The organism is Thalassospira sp. Z349TD_5, assembly GCF_056173045.1.
Genome location: NZ_CM149654.1, coordinates 1,137,060 through 1,152,698, shown reverse-complemented (window position 1 = coordinate 1,152,698; position 15,639 = coordinate 1,137,060). Strand labels below are relative to the sequence as shown.

14 protein-coding genes are annotated in these 15,639 nt (G+C 55.7%); 10 read left to right on the top strand and 4 right to left on the bottom strand.

All coding sequences use genetic code 11. From position 1 onward, the window contains the following. Nucleotides 1–32: 32 nt before the first annotated feature. Nucleotides 33–1,937, bottom strand: a complete 1,905-nt coding sequence (locus tag AC0VXT_RS05105) for a heavy metal translocating P-type ATPase (RefSeq protein WP_475547760.1) — start codon at nucleotides 1,935–1,937, stop codon at nucleotides 33–35. 285 nt (nucleotides 1,938–2,222) lie between these two features. Continuing rightward, complete coding sequence (locus AC0VXT_RS05100) at nucleotides 2,223–3,122, bottom strand: LysR substrate-binding domain-containing protein (RefSeq protein WP_475547759.1); 900 nt, start codon at nucleotides 3,120–3,122, stop codon at nucleotides 2,223–2,225. A gap of 100 nt (nucleotides 3,123–3,222) precedes the next feature. Between AC0VXT_RS05100 and AC0VXT_RS05095 the strand changes: the two genes are divergently transcribed. The 3 genes from AC0VXT_RS05095 to AC0VXT_RS05085 all read left to right on the top strand — a co-directional run bounded on the left by AC0VXT_RS05095 (nucleotide 3,223) and on the right by AC0VXT_RS05085 (nucleotide 5,534). Continuing rightward, entirely contained in the window at nucleotides 3,223–4,158 is a 936-nt protein-coding gene (locus AC0VXT_RS05095) for a DMT family transporter (protein WP_475547758.1), read from the top strand. A gap of 96 nt (nucleotides 4,159–4,254) precedes the next feature. After that, the gene (locus AC0VXT_RS05090) at nucleotides 4,255–4,698 is read left to right on the top strand and encodes a DUF2946 family protein (RefSeq protein ID WP_475547757.1); all 444 of its coding nucleotides are present in this window, start codon (nucleotides 4,255–4,257) and stop codon (nucleotides 4,696–4,698) included. Between the two features lie 191 nt (nucleotides 4,699–4,889). Next, nucleotides 4,890–5,534: a Crp/Fnr family transcriptional regulator gene (locus AC0VXT_RS05085; protein WP_276653729.1), complete on the top strand. Its 645-nt coding sequence runs from the start codon at nucleotides 4,890–4,892 to the stop codon at nucleotides 5,532–5,534. Between the two features lie 75 nt (nucleotides 5,535–5,609). On the opposite strand, the gene AC0VXT_RS05080 is transcribed toward AC0VXT_RS05085, so the two are convergent. Next, nucleotides 5,610–8,753 carry a sensor domain-containing protein gene (locus AC0VXT_RS05080; protein WP_475547756.1) on the bottom strand — a complete coding sequence of 1,048 codons (3,144 nt, stop codon included), beginning with the start codon at nucleotides 8,751–8,753 and terminating at the stop codon, nucleotides 5,610–5,612. A 386-nt stretch (nucleotides 8,754–9,139) separates the two neighbouring features. On the opposite strand from AC0VXT_RS05080, the gene AC0VXT_RS05075 reads away from it, so the two are divergent. The 3 genes from AC0VXT_RS05075 to AC0VXT_RS05065 all read left to right on the top strand — a co-directional run bounded on the left by AC0VXT_RS05075 (nucleotide 9,140) and on the right by AC0VXT_RS05065 (nucleotide 10,960). Beyond that, nucleotides 9,140–9,553 (top strand): tellurite resistance TerB family protein, encoded by a 414-nt coding sequence (locus AC0VXT_RS05075; protein ID WP_101302223.1) that lies wholly within the window; start codon nucleotides 9,140–9,142, stop codon nucleotides 9,551–9,553. 296 nt (nucleotides 9,554–9,849) lie between these two features. Beyond that, nucleotides 9,850–10,734, top strand: a complete 885-nt coding sequence (locus tag AC0VXT_RS05070) for an NAD(P)-dependent oxidoreductase (RefSeq protein ID WP_475547755.1) — start codon at nucleotides 9,850–9,852, stop codon at nucleotides 10,732–10,734. Beyond that, nucleotides 10,721–10,960, top strand: a complete 240-nt coding sequence (locus AC0VXT_RS05065; protein WP_475547754.1) for a GDCCVxC domain-containing (seleno)protein — start codon at nucleotides 10,721–10,723, stop codon at nucleotides 10,958–10,960. The genes AC0VXT_RS05070 and AC0VXT_RS05065 overlap by 14 nt, the downstream gene beginning before the upstream one ends. A gap of 9 nt (nucleotides 10,961–10,969) precedes the next feature. Here the strand turns inward: AC0VXT_RS05065 and AC0VXT_RS05060 are convergent, their stop codons facing one another. After that, entirely contained in the window at nucleotides 10,970–11,509 is a 540-nt protein-coding gene (locus AC0VXT_RS05060; RefSeq protein ID WP_475547753.1) for an SAM-dependent methyltransferase, read from the bottom strand. Nucleotides 11,510–11,638: 129 nt separating this feature from the next. Between AC0VXT_RS05060 and AC0VXT_RS05055 the strand changes: the two genes are divergently transcribed. The 4 genes from AC0VXT_RS05055 (at nucleotide 11,639) to AC0VXT_RS05040 (ending at nucleotide 15,561) form a co-directional block, all read left to right on the top strand. Next, the gene (locus AC0VXT_RS05055) at nucleotides 11,639–11,857 is read left to right on the top strand and encodes a SlyX family protein (RefSeq protein WP_101302215.1); all 219 of its coding nucleotides are present in this window, start codon (nucleotides 11,639–11,641) and stop codon (nucleotides 11,855–11,857) included. 99 nt (nucleotides 11,858–11,956) lie between these two features. Next, nucleotides 11,957–13,111 (top strand): DUF3095 domain-containing protein, encoded by a 1,155-nt coding sequence (locus AC0VXT_RS05050; RefSeq protein ID WP_475547752.1) that lies wholly within the window; start codon nucleotides 11,957–11,959, stop codon nucleotides 13,109–13,111. A gap of 106 nt (nucleotides 13,112–13,217) precedes the next feature. Then, on the top strand, nucleotides 13,218–14,165 hold the full coding sequence (locus AC0VXT_RS05045) for a LysR family transcriptional regulator (protein ID WP_475547751.1): 948 nt from the start codon (nucleotides 13,218–13,220) through the stop codon (nucleotides 14,163–14,165). 91 nt (nucleotides 14,166–14,256) lie between these two features. Further along, a complete protein-coding gene (locus AC0VXT_RS05040; protein ID WP_475547750.1) occupies nucleotides 14,257–15,561 on the top strand; it encodes an MFS transporter in 1,305 nt (434 codons plus the stop codon). Nucleotides 15,562–15,639 lie beyond the last annotated feature (78 nt).

Here is a 15,639-nt window from a genome sequence, read left to right as displayed (position 1 = left end):
ACGCGGGAGTTACCGGCGGCATGATGGGGGCGTTACTGTCGCTCCCCGACCAGATCCGCATGAATGTTGCGCACAAGCGCCAATCGCAAGGCATTGACGATTGCAATCACATCAATGCCTTCCTGAAGCACCGCCCCCATCACCGGGCTAATGTAGCCCATGGCGGCAAACCCCATGGCGACGATTGATAACACCATGCCACCAACCACACTTTGCAGTAAAATGCGGCGCATGGCGGTGCTGATGTGGAAAAGCTCATCCACGGTTTGAAGCGAGCTTTCCGGGATGACCGCCCCGGCGGCCTCCGCGGTAACCGCGCTATGCTTGCCAAAGGCAATGCCGACCGTTGCCACCGCCAGTGCCGGGGCATCATTGATCCCATCCCCCATAAAAAGGGTCGGTGCAGCAGCGGTTTCGCGGCGCACGATTTCGACCTTTTGTTCGGGCGTTTGCGATGCAAGGCTTTCATCAATGCCCAGCAGTTTGGAAAGATGACTGACCTCGCTTTCGCGATCCCCTGATAGCAGCATGATCTTTTTAAAATGGTGCACCGGCCCCAGATGCCCGACGAAATCACGGCCTTCAACACGCGGACTATCGCGAAACTGCAATGTCGCGCCATAGGCCCCATCAATCATGATCGCACATTCAAGCCCGCTGGCACTGGGCGGCAGGATATCGGCCAGTGCCGGATCGCTTTTGATCAGTTTTTTTCGGTGGGTTACGGCAATATCACGACCATCGACCACCCCGCTCAAACCCTGCCCGGGTTTTTCCGACACCATTCCGACATCGCCAAGTGCCAGATTGCGCGCCTTGGCTGCGGCCAAAACAGCCACCGCCAAGGGATGTTTTGAATATCGTTCAAGGCTGGCCGCCAGTCGCAACACGTCATTTTCCGAATGGCCGCTGGCGGGCAAAACCGCCACCAGCTCAGGACGGCCATAGGTCAATGTGCCGGTTTTATCAAAGATCGCTGTTGTGCAGGTTGGCAAACGTTCAAGTACCGTCGGATCACGGATGACAATGCCGCGCCGTGCCGCCATGGAAATAGCACTCATGATCGTGATCGGAATGGCAATCAGAAGCGGACAGGGCGTCGCCACCACCAGAACCGCCAGAAACCGCACAGAATCACCGCTCAGATACCAAGCCAAAGCCGCCACCAGCAGTGCGAAGGGCGCAAACCATATCCCGATCTGATCGCCGATCCGGCGTATTTTCGGGCGTTTTTGTTCCGCCTCGGCCATGACCTGCATGATTTGGGCGTAGCGGGAATCCTGTGCCCGGCGTTCGGCGCGAATGATCAGGACCGCATCCCCATTAATCGCACCGGAAAGAACGGATGCGCCGGGCGCCTTGGCCACGACATAGGGCTCACCTGTTAAATAGCTTTCATCCATGCTGCCATGACCATCGACCACCACCCCGTCAACCGGGGCGGTGTCATGCGGGAAAATCGCAATCAAGTCATCAATCGCAATATCATCAAGCCCGATATCGGTGATGTTTTCCCCGTCCTTGCGATGAGCCACCACCGGCATACGATCCGCCAGCGCATTAAGGGCAGAGGATGCCTTGCGCATGGCAAATGCCTCAAGCACCTGCCCGCCGCTCAGCATCAGGATAATCAGCGATGCGGTCAGATATTCACCAAGGGCAACGCCGGTGGCAAAGGCCAGGACAGCCAAAAAATCCGCCCCAAAATCACGCTGAAGCACCTTGCTGATAATTTCGACAACCAGTACCCCGCCGCCCAAAATCACAACAACAAACAAAGGTACATCAATCAGATCAAACCCCATCACGGGCTGCAAAGAAAATGCCATCAGAACAAAATGCAGCACCATGCCAACAACAGTCAGAACCAGCACAGCAATATTCAGACCTGCCGCAGACCATCTCGATTGACACTGTGGGGATTTCGCACCGGGCATATCGCATTCTCCGCTGATGACACCACAGAAAGCCTAGGGTCAAACACCTGTTTTCGCGAGATAAATCTAATCTGAACGGCATCAATTGCCGACATTTCCGGCACCATTGGCAACCCTGAAATCATCGCACAAAGATCAAGACCTTATGTTACATGCGGTTATGTCACTTTTAAGAATAATTATAAGAAAAGCACGCGGGTTGGCTTGGATGTCAGCCCGTCAAAGACTGATCAGATATCCGTATTTTACCGATGTCCCCCGCCCCTAGGTCACACGCACCTCGAGCTATGCACAAGAACCCGCCGCACGGATAAGCCATTGGGCAACCTCACGCACGGCCGGACGCTGTTCATAGGCGGGCTGCACTAAAAACGTCGCAAGCGGGCTTTGAACCGGGGCAAACGGCAAGGTCACAAGATCATGTTTGGCAATGGTGGCACGCGCAAACGGCAACCGGGTCAAGGCCACGCCAAGCCCGGCTTCTGCGGCTGACAGAACAACGCTGTAATCTTCAAACCGGCGGTCTGATGGTTTTTGCCGGAATTTAACCCCATGCGCGTCAAGCCAGTGCCGCCATCCGGTCGCGTCGCTGTCATGGAGCAAGGGCATGGTGGCGATCTGAGCCGCGTCCAGCCCCGATGGATCACGCCCATCGAGCATCGCCGGGGCGATCAACGGGATCAACTGATCAGAAAACAACACGGTTGATCGCGTGCCCTGCCACTGCCCCTTACCGCACCGGATGGCAAGATCGGTTTGACCGCCGGTGAAATCCGCCAGCCGTTCGGAAATTTCCAGTTCCAGCCGCACATCAAGGTGCCGTTCAATTTGCGGCACCAGTGCCAGCAACCAGATCCGGGCATAGGACGGCAGCAAACTGACCTTGATGACATCAGGCCCGCGCCGCTGACGCCATGGCTGCGCGCCTTGTGACAACAAATCAATCGCACATTGCGTATCGCGCAAAAACCTCTGCCCATCCGGGGTCGGGCGCACCCCGCGCCCATAGCGTTCAAACAGATCATAGCCCAGCCATTGTTCGACTTGCGACACATGCCGGCTGATCACGCTGTGTGTGACATTCATTTCGGTTGCTGCGGCCGAAAAGGATCCGCTGCGTGCCGCGGCAAGAACTGCCGGCAACAGGGCAAGGGGTGGAAGTGTCTGGTCATTGCTGTGCGCCATATGCACATCTGACCCCTTAGGCGTGCTCTATGTCAACATCATTCATCGCGTTATCACCATACTTAACAGCCCCACAACACGTTACATCAAAGGATATGCGATGTTTTCCCGATCCACGCTTGGCCTCACCGCCGCACTGGTTACGGTCCTGTCATGGGCCGCCTCCTTTCCCCTGATCGGAGTGGCACTTGGTCATTTTGATCCACTGCCACTCGCGGCTACGCGATTTGCCATTGCCGCCTGCCCGGCCGTCATCTGGCTTTTGATCATACGCCCGCCGCTTCCACGCGTGCGCGACTTGGCCCGCCTGTCACTTGGCGGTGCAATTGGCATCAGCATCTATAACTGGCTTCTCAATACCGGACAGCAAACCGTATCGCCCGGGGCCGCCAGCTTTATCATCAATACCCTGCCGATCTGGACCGCCCTTCTGGCAACCCTGTTCTTGCGGGAACGGTTTGGGTATCGCGCATGGATTGCCACGGCCATCAGCTTTTCGGGCGTCTTTTTGATCGCACAGGGTCAACCGGGCGAAATGCGCTTTGGCAATGGCAGTTCGCTGATCCTGTTGGCGTCGATACTGTCGGCAAGTTACTTTGTTCTCGTACGCGGTCTGATTTCGCGTTACGGGGCGGGCACCTGCACTTGCTGGACCCTGATTACTGGCGCCTTCTGGTTATCGCCGTGGTTACCAGACGGACTGGCACAGCTGGGTACCGCCCCCATACCGGTGATCTCTGCGATGGTGTTTCTTGGTTTGGTTTCGGCCTCCCTTGGTTACGCGACCTGGAGTTTCGCCATCGGCCATTTTGGTCCGGCACTTGCGGCCAACTTTCTCTATCTCGTGCCGCCACTTGCCATTGCGCTGGCATGGAGTTCTGAGTGCGATTACCCCCGATATTCTAACCATCGTCGGTGGTGGCGTTGCGATTGGCGGGGTGGTTATCTTCCGTTTCTGGACCAGCCAATCCCCCCGCAAGGCAACCGCGTAACACCAAAGCGCCGGGCATCGCCCGGCGTTTTCAAATCATTATAAAGAAATACTGATAACTGGTTCACACGACGAGGCTTTGACAGGGTGTCTTTCAGGGTTTATTGAAAGTTCGTATCTTTCCAATGTGGATAGAAGCCCGTGTCCGTTACCCGCAAACACATATCGGCTGCTCGACGCACGCTCTCCCTTTTCGTAGGGTGGCTGTTGCTGGTGAATGCCATGATGTTCGGGTTCATGCACGCGCCTGTCGCACTTGCGGCGGTTCCCACCGGCACGGAAAGTGCCCAGACATATGTTCCGCTGATCATCTGTACCGCAAACGGGATCAAAACAATCTCGGTCCCGGCAGACGTCGCTGACGACGGCAGCACATCCCCGCACAGCTCCAACAGCTATGAGGGGTTCCAATGTGCCAGTTGCGGCCTTGGCAATCATGCGGTTGGCTTGCCGGTTCACCCGGAACTGCCGCTGGTTCACCGCGTAAAACTGTCCAATCAGGTTACCGCCCTTCACATTACCGCACGGCTGCATGACTTCTGCCCGATTGCAGCATCGCCGCGCGCACCTCCCAAAGCCGTTTAATCCTGTTTTTGATCGTTGGTGGCCCTTAACGCCACCAGTCCATCGACACGAACGGTTTTTCGATCAGAAACAGCCATATCTGCCCGTCCATACGGGTACGGTCCCGGACATCGTGCCGGGTCCATAGACTGGTGTCGGTACGCGACCCCGCAATCGCCGCGTATCTCCATTTTGCCAATGGGGGGAAACCCATGAACAAAGCAGACGCCTTCATTCTTCTGGAAAAACTTGCCGAACCTTCTGCTCTTACCCTGCCCGCCGATGCCTGCATTGGCCATCACGCCGAAGACGGGACGTTCATTCACGTCATGGTCAGCGGCCTTGCCATGCGCTGCCAATACACCGAGGACGGCGAACGACAGGTGTGTCGCGTCTATCGACCCGGCGAGCTGATCGGGCTTGAAATGCTATCGGTGACCGATCCGTCGCTTGTGATCGAAACCATTGCCCCGTCCGTGATCAAACGCATTTCGATCACGCGGCTGCGCATGGCCCAGAAAAATGATCCACGTACGCAGGCCGCGATCATGTCGCTTCTGGCAAGCGAGGTCATGGACGGTCAGCAGCTTAAAATAAGCTTTGGCACCGGATCGGCCATGCGCCGGATTTGCCGGTTCCTGTTATGGGCGGCCAACAAGGATGAAGTCACCCTGCCCAACCGCGAAAAGCTGGGCAGCATCATCGCCACGACGACCGAAACCGCCAGCCGGATGATTGCCGACTTAAAACGTCAGGGGGCCATCGCCAAAAGTCCGGTTCTGGCATCGATGGTCAACATCAACCGGGAGAAACTCACGGCACGCGCGGGTGAAATTCACGAACAATCCGCCGCGTAAAACCAAAAAAAGGCCCGTCATACACCATGGCGGGCCTGTTTTTTTATCTTGGCATCTGATGCCGTTAAGTAGAACTCAGTGCGGCTTTCCCGAAACATTGACCGGTAATTTGGTCGCACCGCTGATGTTGGCCTTAAGCAAGATTTCCATCTCGCCCGACGGAACCGGCTTGCTGAAATAGAACCCTTGCACCTCGTCAACACCCTCGGATGCGATGTGATCAAGCTGGGTTTCGGTTTCGATCCCTTCAACATTGACCGCCATGCCAAACGACCGGGCAAGGAACACCACCGCACGGACAATCGCTGCATTACCGTCCGAACTGTCGATATCAATGATGAACGACCGGTCGATCTTGATTTTATCGACCGGGAACCGTTTAAGATACGCCAGCGACGAATAGCCGGTACCAAAATCGTCAATCGCAATGCGAATGCCCTGATTGCGCAAAATGCCAAGCGTAATGGCCGCTTCGCGCGGGTTGTCCATCACCGCACCTTCGGTAACCTCGAACTGCAACTGATGGGGATCAAGGCCCGAACGCGCCAACACATCGCCAACACTTTCAATCAGGTCCTCGTGCCGGGCAAGCTCAAGCGGGGATAAATTGACCGATATGGTCAATTCGCCATAACCGTCATCGCGCCATGCCCGGGTTTGCGCGCAGGCCCGGTTCAACACCCATTTGCCGATATCGGCAATAATGCCCATGCGTTCGGCAACCGGAATAAATTCGACCGGGCTGACCAGACCGCGTGACGGGCTAAACCAGCGCACCAATGCTTCCATCCCGATGATCCGATGCCCGCCCATATCAATGATCGGCTGATAAAACAGTTCAAGCTCGTCATTTTCAATCGCATGGCCAAGGTCACGTTCGATGGCCTTGCGTTCCTGTACCTCGACCTGAAGCCTTGGCTCAAAGAAATGATACCGGTTGCGGCCTTCGGCCTTGGAACAATAAAGGGCAAGGTCGGCATTGCGCAGCAGGTCTTTTTCATCGCGCCCATCCTGCGGATACATGCAAATCCCGACCGAGGTCGATGCCTGTACTTCATTGCCCTCAAGCATGAAACGTTCCGACACACGCTCGATCAGGCGCTGCGCGACAAAGGTCACTTCTTCAGCCGTGCCAGGTTCATGGATTAGAACCGCAAATTCATCCCCGCCAAGGCGCGCGACAACATCCTCATTGCGCAGACACACCCGCATGCGTTCCCCCACCCCCTGTAAGAGTAGGTCGCCAATCGGGTGGCCAAGCGTATCATTGATGTCCTTGAAGTTATCAAGATCAAACATCATCAGAACGAAACTGCGGCGTTCGCGTTTGCTGCGCTCGACAGCCGTTGCAAGGCGTTCCTGAAACAGGGTCCGGTTCGGAAGCCCGGTCAATCCGTCATGATGGGCAAGGAATTGAATGCGGGCTTCGCTGCGTTTACGGTCGGTAACATCCGTGATCGATCCTTCAATCACGGTTGGCCGCCCCCGCTCATCGCGCACCAGCCGGGCATTTTCCTCGACCCAGATGATCCGGCCATCCGCACGGCGCAATTCGGTTTCAAAACCCTGAACCATACCGTCGCGCAACAACCGCCCGGTCAGACGCAGGCGGCTTACCGGGTTCAAATAATGCTGCTGCAATTCGTTTTCCTGGGTCAACAATTCATCGACTGTTTCATAGCCCAGAATGGAAACAAACGCCGGGTTGGCCGATAAAACCGGGCCAAGCGGCATACTTTGATAAAGACCCTCGGCGGAGTTTTCGAAAATACCGCGGAATTTTTCTTCGGCGTGGCGTAGGGCCCGTTCAACCGACAGCTTTTCGGTCACGTCCTGCCCGATGCAAATCACCCCGGCCACATCGCCGTCTTCGGCGAAATGCGCGCGCGCATTCCACTGCAACAGGCGTTCTTCACCGTCGCGCCGTTTGAACGAGAAAACCTCGTCCTTGATGATTTCACCTGATAACAGTCGGCGCACCGCCATGCGCACGCGCGCACGGTCTTCCTCCACCAGCAGGAAATCAAAAAAGTTCTGACCCGCAGCTTCCATCCAGGAATACCCAAAGGTCCATTCGCATTCCCGGTTGTATTCCAGAATGCGCCCTTCGGAATCAAGGAACATGATCACGCTGCCTGCGGTCTGCACCAACGCCCGGTAGCGTTCCTGACGGCGGCGCAGGTCATATTCGGCCTGCCGGTTTTTGGTAATGTCAGTAATGGTCACGCTATAGCCCAGCAACCCGCCGCCTTCGCCGCGAATTTCCGTGGCATTGAACCGCACCCAGATTTGGCTGCCATCTGCGCGGCGCATTTCGATATCGCGCGCATGTACGCCAATGCCCGACGCCAGATCGCGGCGCAATTGCACCCGGTCGCTGTCGTGGGCATAAAATGTTTCGGGGCGGCGTAAGTAGGCCTGAACGACGTCGCGCACCGTATCGAAATTAAACAGTGCTGCGGTTTCTTCGTTTACGCTGGTGACCGTCCCGTCGGCATCCAGATCAATGATGCCGTGAACAGCATGTTCAAGCGCACGGCGATAACTTTCTTCGCGCGTGCGTTCCTGCCCGAATAAAACAACATGATCGGCCCCAAGCAACGGCATGCATTGCCATTGGAAGAACCGTTGCCCGTAATGAACCGTACGCGAATTATCGGTACCAAACTGCGGCCCATCGTCCGCAACCAGCGCCTTTTGGTCTTTGGGATGAGCCAGCGAAAGCGGGGTTATGAAACCAACATCAAGGGCAAGCCTCTCGGCCGCCTTATTTGCACAGCGCAGGGCGCCATTACGCTCAAAGATCAAAACCGGCAACGGCGAAATAAGCGATCCGATGCCTGAGGAAATATCGGAATCTATTCCCAGAAAACGCACATATTCACGGCCACTGATCTGCAGCTTCCAGCCAAACAGAACAACGTCCTTGCCATCTTTCGTTTCCGTACGGCTGTAATAGCCGTCAGACATCTGGATTTCAGTGCTGAGGTCAGGAAGGATTTTCGACAGGCCATCAACGTCATCAAGCGCATGCCAGCCCTCTTGCTCGACCGCAGGACCAGTCTCGAAAGACCAGTCTGACCATGCCGAATTGACAAGCAGACGCCTACCGACAGGGTCATAGACACCTGATGGCATGCTCAAATGGCTGATCAATGCCGCGAGCGTACCGGCGGAATTGATTGCGTTGATGTCTCCCATACCTGATTTGATCGTCATTGTGGTTATTGCTGCGCGACCATAACTTCTACCCCATACCGTGCAAAGGCAAATTTTCCCAGAAAGTACAAGCGGTCACTATGTTTACGCTATTCTTTTGTAACCGCTTCATTTTTTATTTTACCGATCTTTACCCTTCTCCACCGCGTGGCGAAAGCCCCCATATGATCTGCACGTGAAGAATGAGGCGATTTCACTACGTAATCATTAAAATCGAGAAAGTTTAATCGGTTAACTGTTGCCCGAACACAATTATCGGCTTACCATTTTTCTGCCCTGAGGTTGTCACAGACATGTGCGACACCCGTCAAATGTCTTGACGGTCCCTGTCAAAAATATGGCTCGCACTGTGTTTCAGACACCCGCTTTGGAAAGGAGCAACCAACGTGATTTCGCATCATGATGCCTTGATCTACACAATGGTTATGGTTTCCGCATCGGACAACGATATTACCGATGCTGAACTTTCTGCGATGGGCCGTCGAGTCCGTTATCTTCCGATTTTCGCCGGGTTTGACAATGACGCGGTGACAAGTGTCGCACGCGACTGCGCAACATTGATGGGCGAGGAAGACGGGCTTGATCGTGCGCTTGAGATGATCCGCGATGCCCTGCCGCGCAAACTGCGCGAAACGGCATATGTTTTTGCCTGCGAAATTGTCCTGTCGGATGGTGAAATCAGTCAGGAAGAATTGCGCATACTCGAACTGCTGCGTCACAAACTTGATATTGATCGCCTTGCTGGTGCGGCAATTGAGCGGGCCATGGCCGCGCGCTATGTCCGACCCGGCGACTTTTAAGCACCCAAAAACAGCACTCCGTTCTTCAGAAAAACGTCCAGGGTCAGGACCATTGACTTGGCACCCCCAAAAAAAGCGCCGCCGGGAATTCCCCGCCATCGCAGCTTTATTTGGGACGATATTCGGGCTGGTAGACAATTGAATACAGCCGCCGCTGCCACAATGTGTTATGGCCTTGCCCACATTACCGACACATCCTTGCGTCATAAGATGCCAAGGTATTTGTGCGCGCATGTAATGTCGCACCTTTTTAAACGCAGTTTGTGTTTAACCACCGCCAATGAGGGACTGCTATCATGACCGCTCTTTCCGGGGAAAATATCGCGTTTATCGGACTTGGCTTGATGGGGCGCCCGATGGCGTTGAACCTTGAAAAGGCCGGCGCGGTTCTGACAGTCAACACCCGCAATCCCGAAACACTCAATGCGTTTGAGGATCTGGGCATTGCCACGTCGGGCACCCCGGCGGATGCTGCCGTGGATGCCGATATCGTCATCATCTGCGTTGCCGATACCAATGCCCTTGAAAACGTCCTTCTGGGCGAAGACGGCATTGTTGATGGCATGGAAGAAGGCACGATTGTCATCGATATGGGCACAACCGCGATTGACGCCACACGTCGTTTTGCCGAGGCCGTCGAAGACGCCGGTGGCAGCTGGATTGATGCCCCGGTATCGGGTGGTACGCATGGGGCGGAAACCGGAACCCTGTCGATCATGGTCGGTGCCGACGCCGAAGATTTCGACCGTGTGCGCCGCGTGTTCGATGTTCTGGGCGCACGGGTGACCCATGTCGGCGATGTTGGCGCAGGGCAAATTGCCAAGGCCGCCAACCAGATGATTGTCGGCATCACCATTGGCGCGGTTGCAGAAGCCTTTTCGATGGCCGACGAAGCCGGGGTCGATATTGCCAAAATGCGCAGTGCGCTGACCGGTGGCTTTGCCGATTTCGCCATCTTGCAAAAGCACGGCGAACGCATGATCGAACGCAATTTCGAACCAGGCGGCAAAGTCGTCACCCAGCGCAAAGACCTCTATCAGGCGCTTGAGTTTTCCGAAGGCGAACTTGGCCTTGAACTGCCGTTCTCACGTCTGGCACTTGAGCTCTATGACGAACTGATTGGCATGGGCGATGGCGATCTTGACCATTCCGCCCTGATCAAGGTGTATGAAGAAGGCTGATCCCCAAACCGTTCAAACCATTTCCGTTCTGACCTGTCCACAGTGCGGGCATCAGGAATGCGAAACCATGCCAACAAATGCCTGTCAGTATTTCTATGATTGCAAGGGATGCGGCGCTGTGCTGCGTCCCTTGGCAGGCGATTGTTGTGTGTTTTGCTCGTTTGGCTCCGTACCCTGCCCGCCTATACAGATTGATGGCAAGAATGCCGGTTGCTGTGGCGGTTAGAAACCAGGGTCAGGCCCCGGCCTTATGTTTCCCAACACGGTAAAGATGCAGCATATCCGATGACGACTTCATCGGCACCTCGCCAAAGGCCTGCCAGCCGGGAATGGCAAAGGCGCGTGAAATCACAATGCCGCCAGCGCGCATTTTTTGATCCAGCACATCGCCAACATCCCCCATCACGCGCGGATCAAGAAAACACACCACCACATCGCCCGGATCACGATCCATTTTGCGAAAATCCGTCCGGATCAACGTCAGGTTCGGCTTGGCTGCCAACACCGCCCGCATCCGGCTGATGGCATAAGGCACGGGCGAAAGCTCAATACCCGTCACCGCAATGTCGGGCCGATGGCGCGCAATATCGATCGCCAGATCCCCCCACCCCGACCCAAAATCAGTGACGGTCTGTGTGTCGGTCGGGATATAGGAAATGATTTCCGCGCGTGCTGCGGCCAGACTTGGCATCGGAACGGCGCGCAACCTGATGGCGTAAACCGCGATCAGGGCCAGAATAACGCCAGCAAAAACAAGCATGGATAAATCGGTCATAAAGCATGTTGCCTTTAATCTCGCGAAATATGTTAGGGTCCGGAATGCATACTCCTGCCACAGGGCAGCAGGTGCGACAAGGTCCCATTGAGCCACATTTCCAGAAGACACCAGCATGAGCCAGCCAGCATGAGCCACAAAGACGCGGAAAGCCGCATTACCGATCTTGAAACCAAGATGGCGCACATGGACACCATGATAAATGACCTGTCCGACATGATAAAATCCCAATGGGACCGCATCGATATTCTGGAGCGCCGCAATAGATTAATGTCAGATGACGTTAAACGGATGGGCGATTTCATGCGTACATCATCAGAAGACGACGTACCACCGCCGCATTATTGATCGCGTGCCATATGTCTAAAGGCCGTCGAAACCGCCTTTACCATGCTCTCTTTCACGTGCCGATATTGCTTTTGACATCATCCAGCGTGGAAGAATGAAGTGACCAATCCCTATCTTGATATTCCGGTATTTGACGATTTCGCCAAGGGTCTTGATCGCTCGGTTTATCATTCCCTTCCCGATGACTGGTGGATTGGCACATCCGATATTGTCGGCTCCACCAAGGCCATCGCGGAGGGCCGGTTCAAGGATGTAAACACCGTTGGTGCGTCGGTGATTTGCGCTGTCAGCAACGCCTTGGGTCATTCCGATTATCCGTTTATTTTTGGGGGCGACGGGGCCAATTTTGCCTGCCCGCCCGATAACATTGATGCGGTGCGCGCAGCTCTTGCCGCCACGGCAACCTGGGCGGCCGAAACCCTTGATTTTGATTTGCGCGTTGCACTGATCTCAATCGCTGCGATCCGTGCGACGGGTCGCGATGTCAGCGTTGCCCGCTATGCGGTGTCTCAACCCGTCGCCTATGCCATGTTCAATGGTCGGGGTCTGAAATGGGCAGAAGACCGTATGAAAGATGGAAAAAACGCGGTTCAACCAGCCCCGCCTGGGACACGCCCGGATCTTACCGGCTTGTCATGCCGTTGGTCGCCCATTACGGCTGAGGGATCAGATAAGATCGTCTCAATTATTGTCCAGCCAAAGGATGATCTGGCCAAGTTCGAAGCTGTGACCACCGGGCTGTTTAAAATCCTTGATGGTGGCCCACGTAACAGCAGCCCGGTTCCAGAAGATGGCCCCGATTTTGCCTTTCCACCGCCCGGCTTGCGCCTCGAAGCACTTGCCACGGCCCATAAGGAAGGCGGATATATCAAGGCTTGGCTCAAAGCACTTTATATTTCGCTGATTGCCCTGATCCTGATGAAGACCGGCTGGAAACTTGGTGATTTTGATCCGAAACGCTACCGCGATTATACCGGCTACAACACCGATTTTCGCAAATTTGGCGACGGACTTTGGATGACGGTCAATTGCAGCAAAGCATTGGCCGATGAAATTGACGCCTATCTGCAAACTGCTGAACAGCGCGGCGACATTCATTTTGGCACCCACCGTCAACGCACCGCCATCATGACCTGTATCGTGCCCTCCATCACCAACGATGCGCACTTCCATTTTCTCGATGGTGGCGAAGGCGGCTATACAGCGGCATCCACGGTCTATAAAGACAAGATCAAACGCGCCCAAGCCAACTAGAAGTCTCATGCGCGAAACACATCAATCTACAATTTCGATAGATTTCTTGCATGACATCGGCTTTTGCCAGACACTCCCCTGATCACTGACGGATCAGGAATGCGCCATGGATACCCGCGAACTTGAAGCCCTGATTGCCGTTGCCAACGCGCAATCCTTTCATGGCGCGGCCAGTCGGCTTGGCCTGACACAGCCCGCCGTCACCCGGCGTATACAGCGCCTTGAACAGCGCATCGGCACATCGCTGTTTGACCGCACGACCAAGCCATTGCAGCCAACATCGGCCGGTCATCGCGCCCTGACAGAGGCCCGCGACCTTTTGCGCCGCCTTGACGGCTTCAATGACACCATCGCAGGGGCCAAAAACCCGCAAGGACCGTTTCGTCTGGGGCTTAGCCACGGGGTCGCCCCCCTTATGGCCGCGTCCGAACTGCGTGAACTGCATCAAACCTTTCCCGACATGTCGCTGACCATCAAAAGTGGCTGGTCAAGTGAACTCCTGCCGCTGTTGCGCCGGGGTGAAATTGACGCGATGCTCTCGCTTGATGGGCCGAACGGCATTGTCGGGGGCATTCAAAGCCGCGATCTGCCAACAAGCTTGCAGCCCCAGACATTGCTTGATGATCAGATCGTTGCGATTGGCCCAAAATCGGCCCGCCACCATCCCACCACCATTGCCGAACTGGCCAAACACCCCATGGTCCTGATGCCCGAAGGCTGCACCTTCCGCGCCCTTGGCAATGCGTGGGCGCACAAGAACGATGTTGAATTCACCTCCGTGCTTGAAGTTTCCGCCCTTGAACTGCAGATCGAAATGGTCGCCGCCGGGGCCGGATACGGCATCATGGCGCGGCGTTTTTGCATGCACAGTCCGGCGCGTGACCGGGTGCGCATTCTTGATATTCCCGGCATGAGCTGGAAGATGGCAATCACCCTGATCCGGCGCGCCTCCAATGGTGATCTTTGCGATATTATCGACAAGGTTGGCGATATCGTGATCAAGGCCGGTGCGATATCAAACCCCGACCATGCACAATTATTATCAGCATCATAAGTCGAATGAATTGGACGCATACTGCGCCCGCCCTCAAAATAAAAACCAAATACGATAACGCCGCCAATAAACGCCCCTCGGAGGAACATCGATGCGCCCCACGCAAAATACCGGCGGCACTGCCGGAACGCCGCCCCATCGCCCCGACAGCCCAGATAATAGCCCCGCCCGCCAGACCATCCTGCGCGCCACCAAATGGTTCCCATGGCTGGTGTTGCTGTGTGGCTGTCTGGTTCTGTCGCTGAACCTTGGGGTGCGCCAGTCGCTGGGCCTGTTCATTCCCGACATGCTGACCGATACCGGCTGGACGGCGACGACCTTTGGTCTGGCCTTTGCCATTCAGAACCTGATGTGGGGGATTTCCGCCCCCATCGCAGGCGCGCTTGCTGATCGGTTTGGCACCACACGCACCCTGATTGCCGGGGCGTTTATTTATGCGCTTGGTCTGTATTTGATGGGCACATCCTCGTCGCCCGGCGAATTGCACATGACGGCGGGTGTTTTGATCGGTACTGGCGTCGGTGCAACCAGTTTCCCGGTGGTGCTTGCCGCCATCAGCCGCGTGTTTAGCCCAGCCAAGCGCAGTTTCGCCCTTGGTCTGGCATCGGCTGGCGGATCGGTCGGACAGTTTATCATGGCCCCGACGTCACAGGCGCTCAACAGCTCGATGGGCTATGTCACGACCCTGACCATTCTCGCCGCCATTTCGATGCTGATCATCCCGGCTGCCTTTGCCATGAACGGCAAGGCCGAAGCAGGCAGCCCGAACGCCACGCCTGACATGGGCCCACAAGGACTGATCGCCGCCTTTCACGAGGCCCGCAAACATCGCGGTTTTGTGCTGCTCAATGCCGGGTTCTTTGTCTGTGGTTTTCACATCGCGGTGATTGCCACCCATCTTCCGACCTTTACCGAGCTTTGCGGTCTGCCGCGTTCCGTTGCCGCCGAAGGACTGGCACTGATTGGCCTGTTTAACATTATCGGCACCCTGACGGCGGGCTGGGCGGGTGGAAAATGGCCGAAAAAATATGCCCTGTCATTTGTCTACGGCATGCGCGCATTGGTCATCGTTATCTTTATCTTTTCGCCAAAAACATCTGAAACCATCTTGCTGTTTTCTGCCTCCATGGGTGCGCTTTGGTTGTTGACCGTGCCGTTGACCAGCGGCCTGATCGCACAGGTCTTCGGGCCGCGCTATATGGCGACCCTGTTTGGCATTGTGATGCTGTCTCATCAGATCGGCGCGTTCTTTGGCGCATGGATGGGCGGCCTTGTCTTTGACCTGACCGGCAGCTTTGATGGTGTGTGGTGGGCATCCGTCGCCCTTGGCGTTTTTGCCGCCCTTGTTCACTTGCCAATTGATGACAAGGAATTGCGCAAGGCGGCAACCGCCTGACCACCCGCTGTCAGACATAATAGGTACTTAAACAAAAAAGCAGTGATCAGCTCCGTGTAAGGTAGCCTGATCACTGCT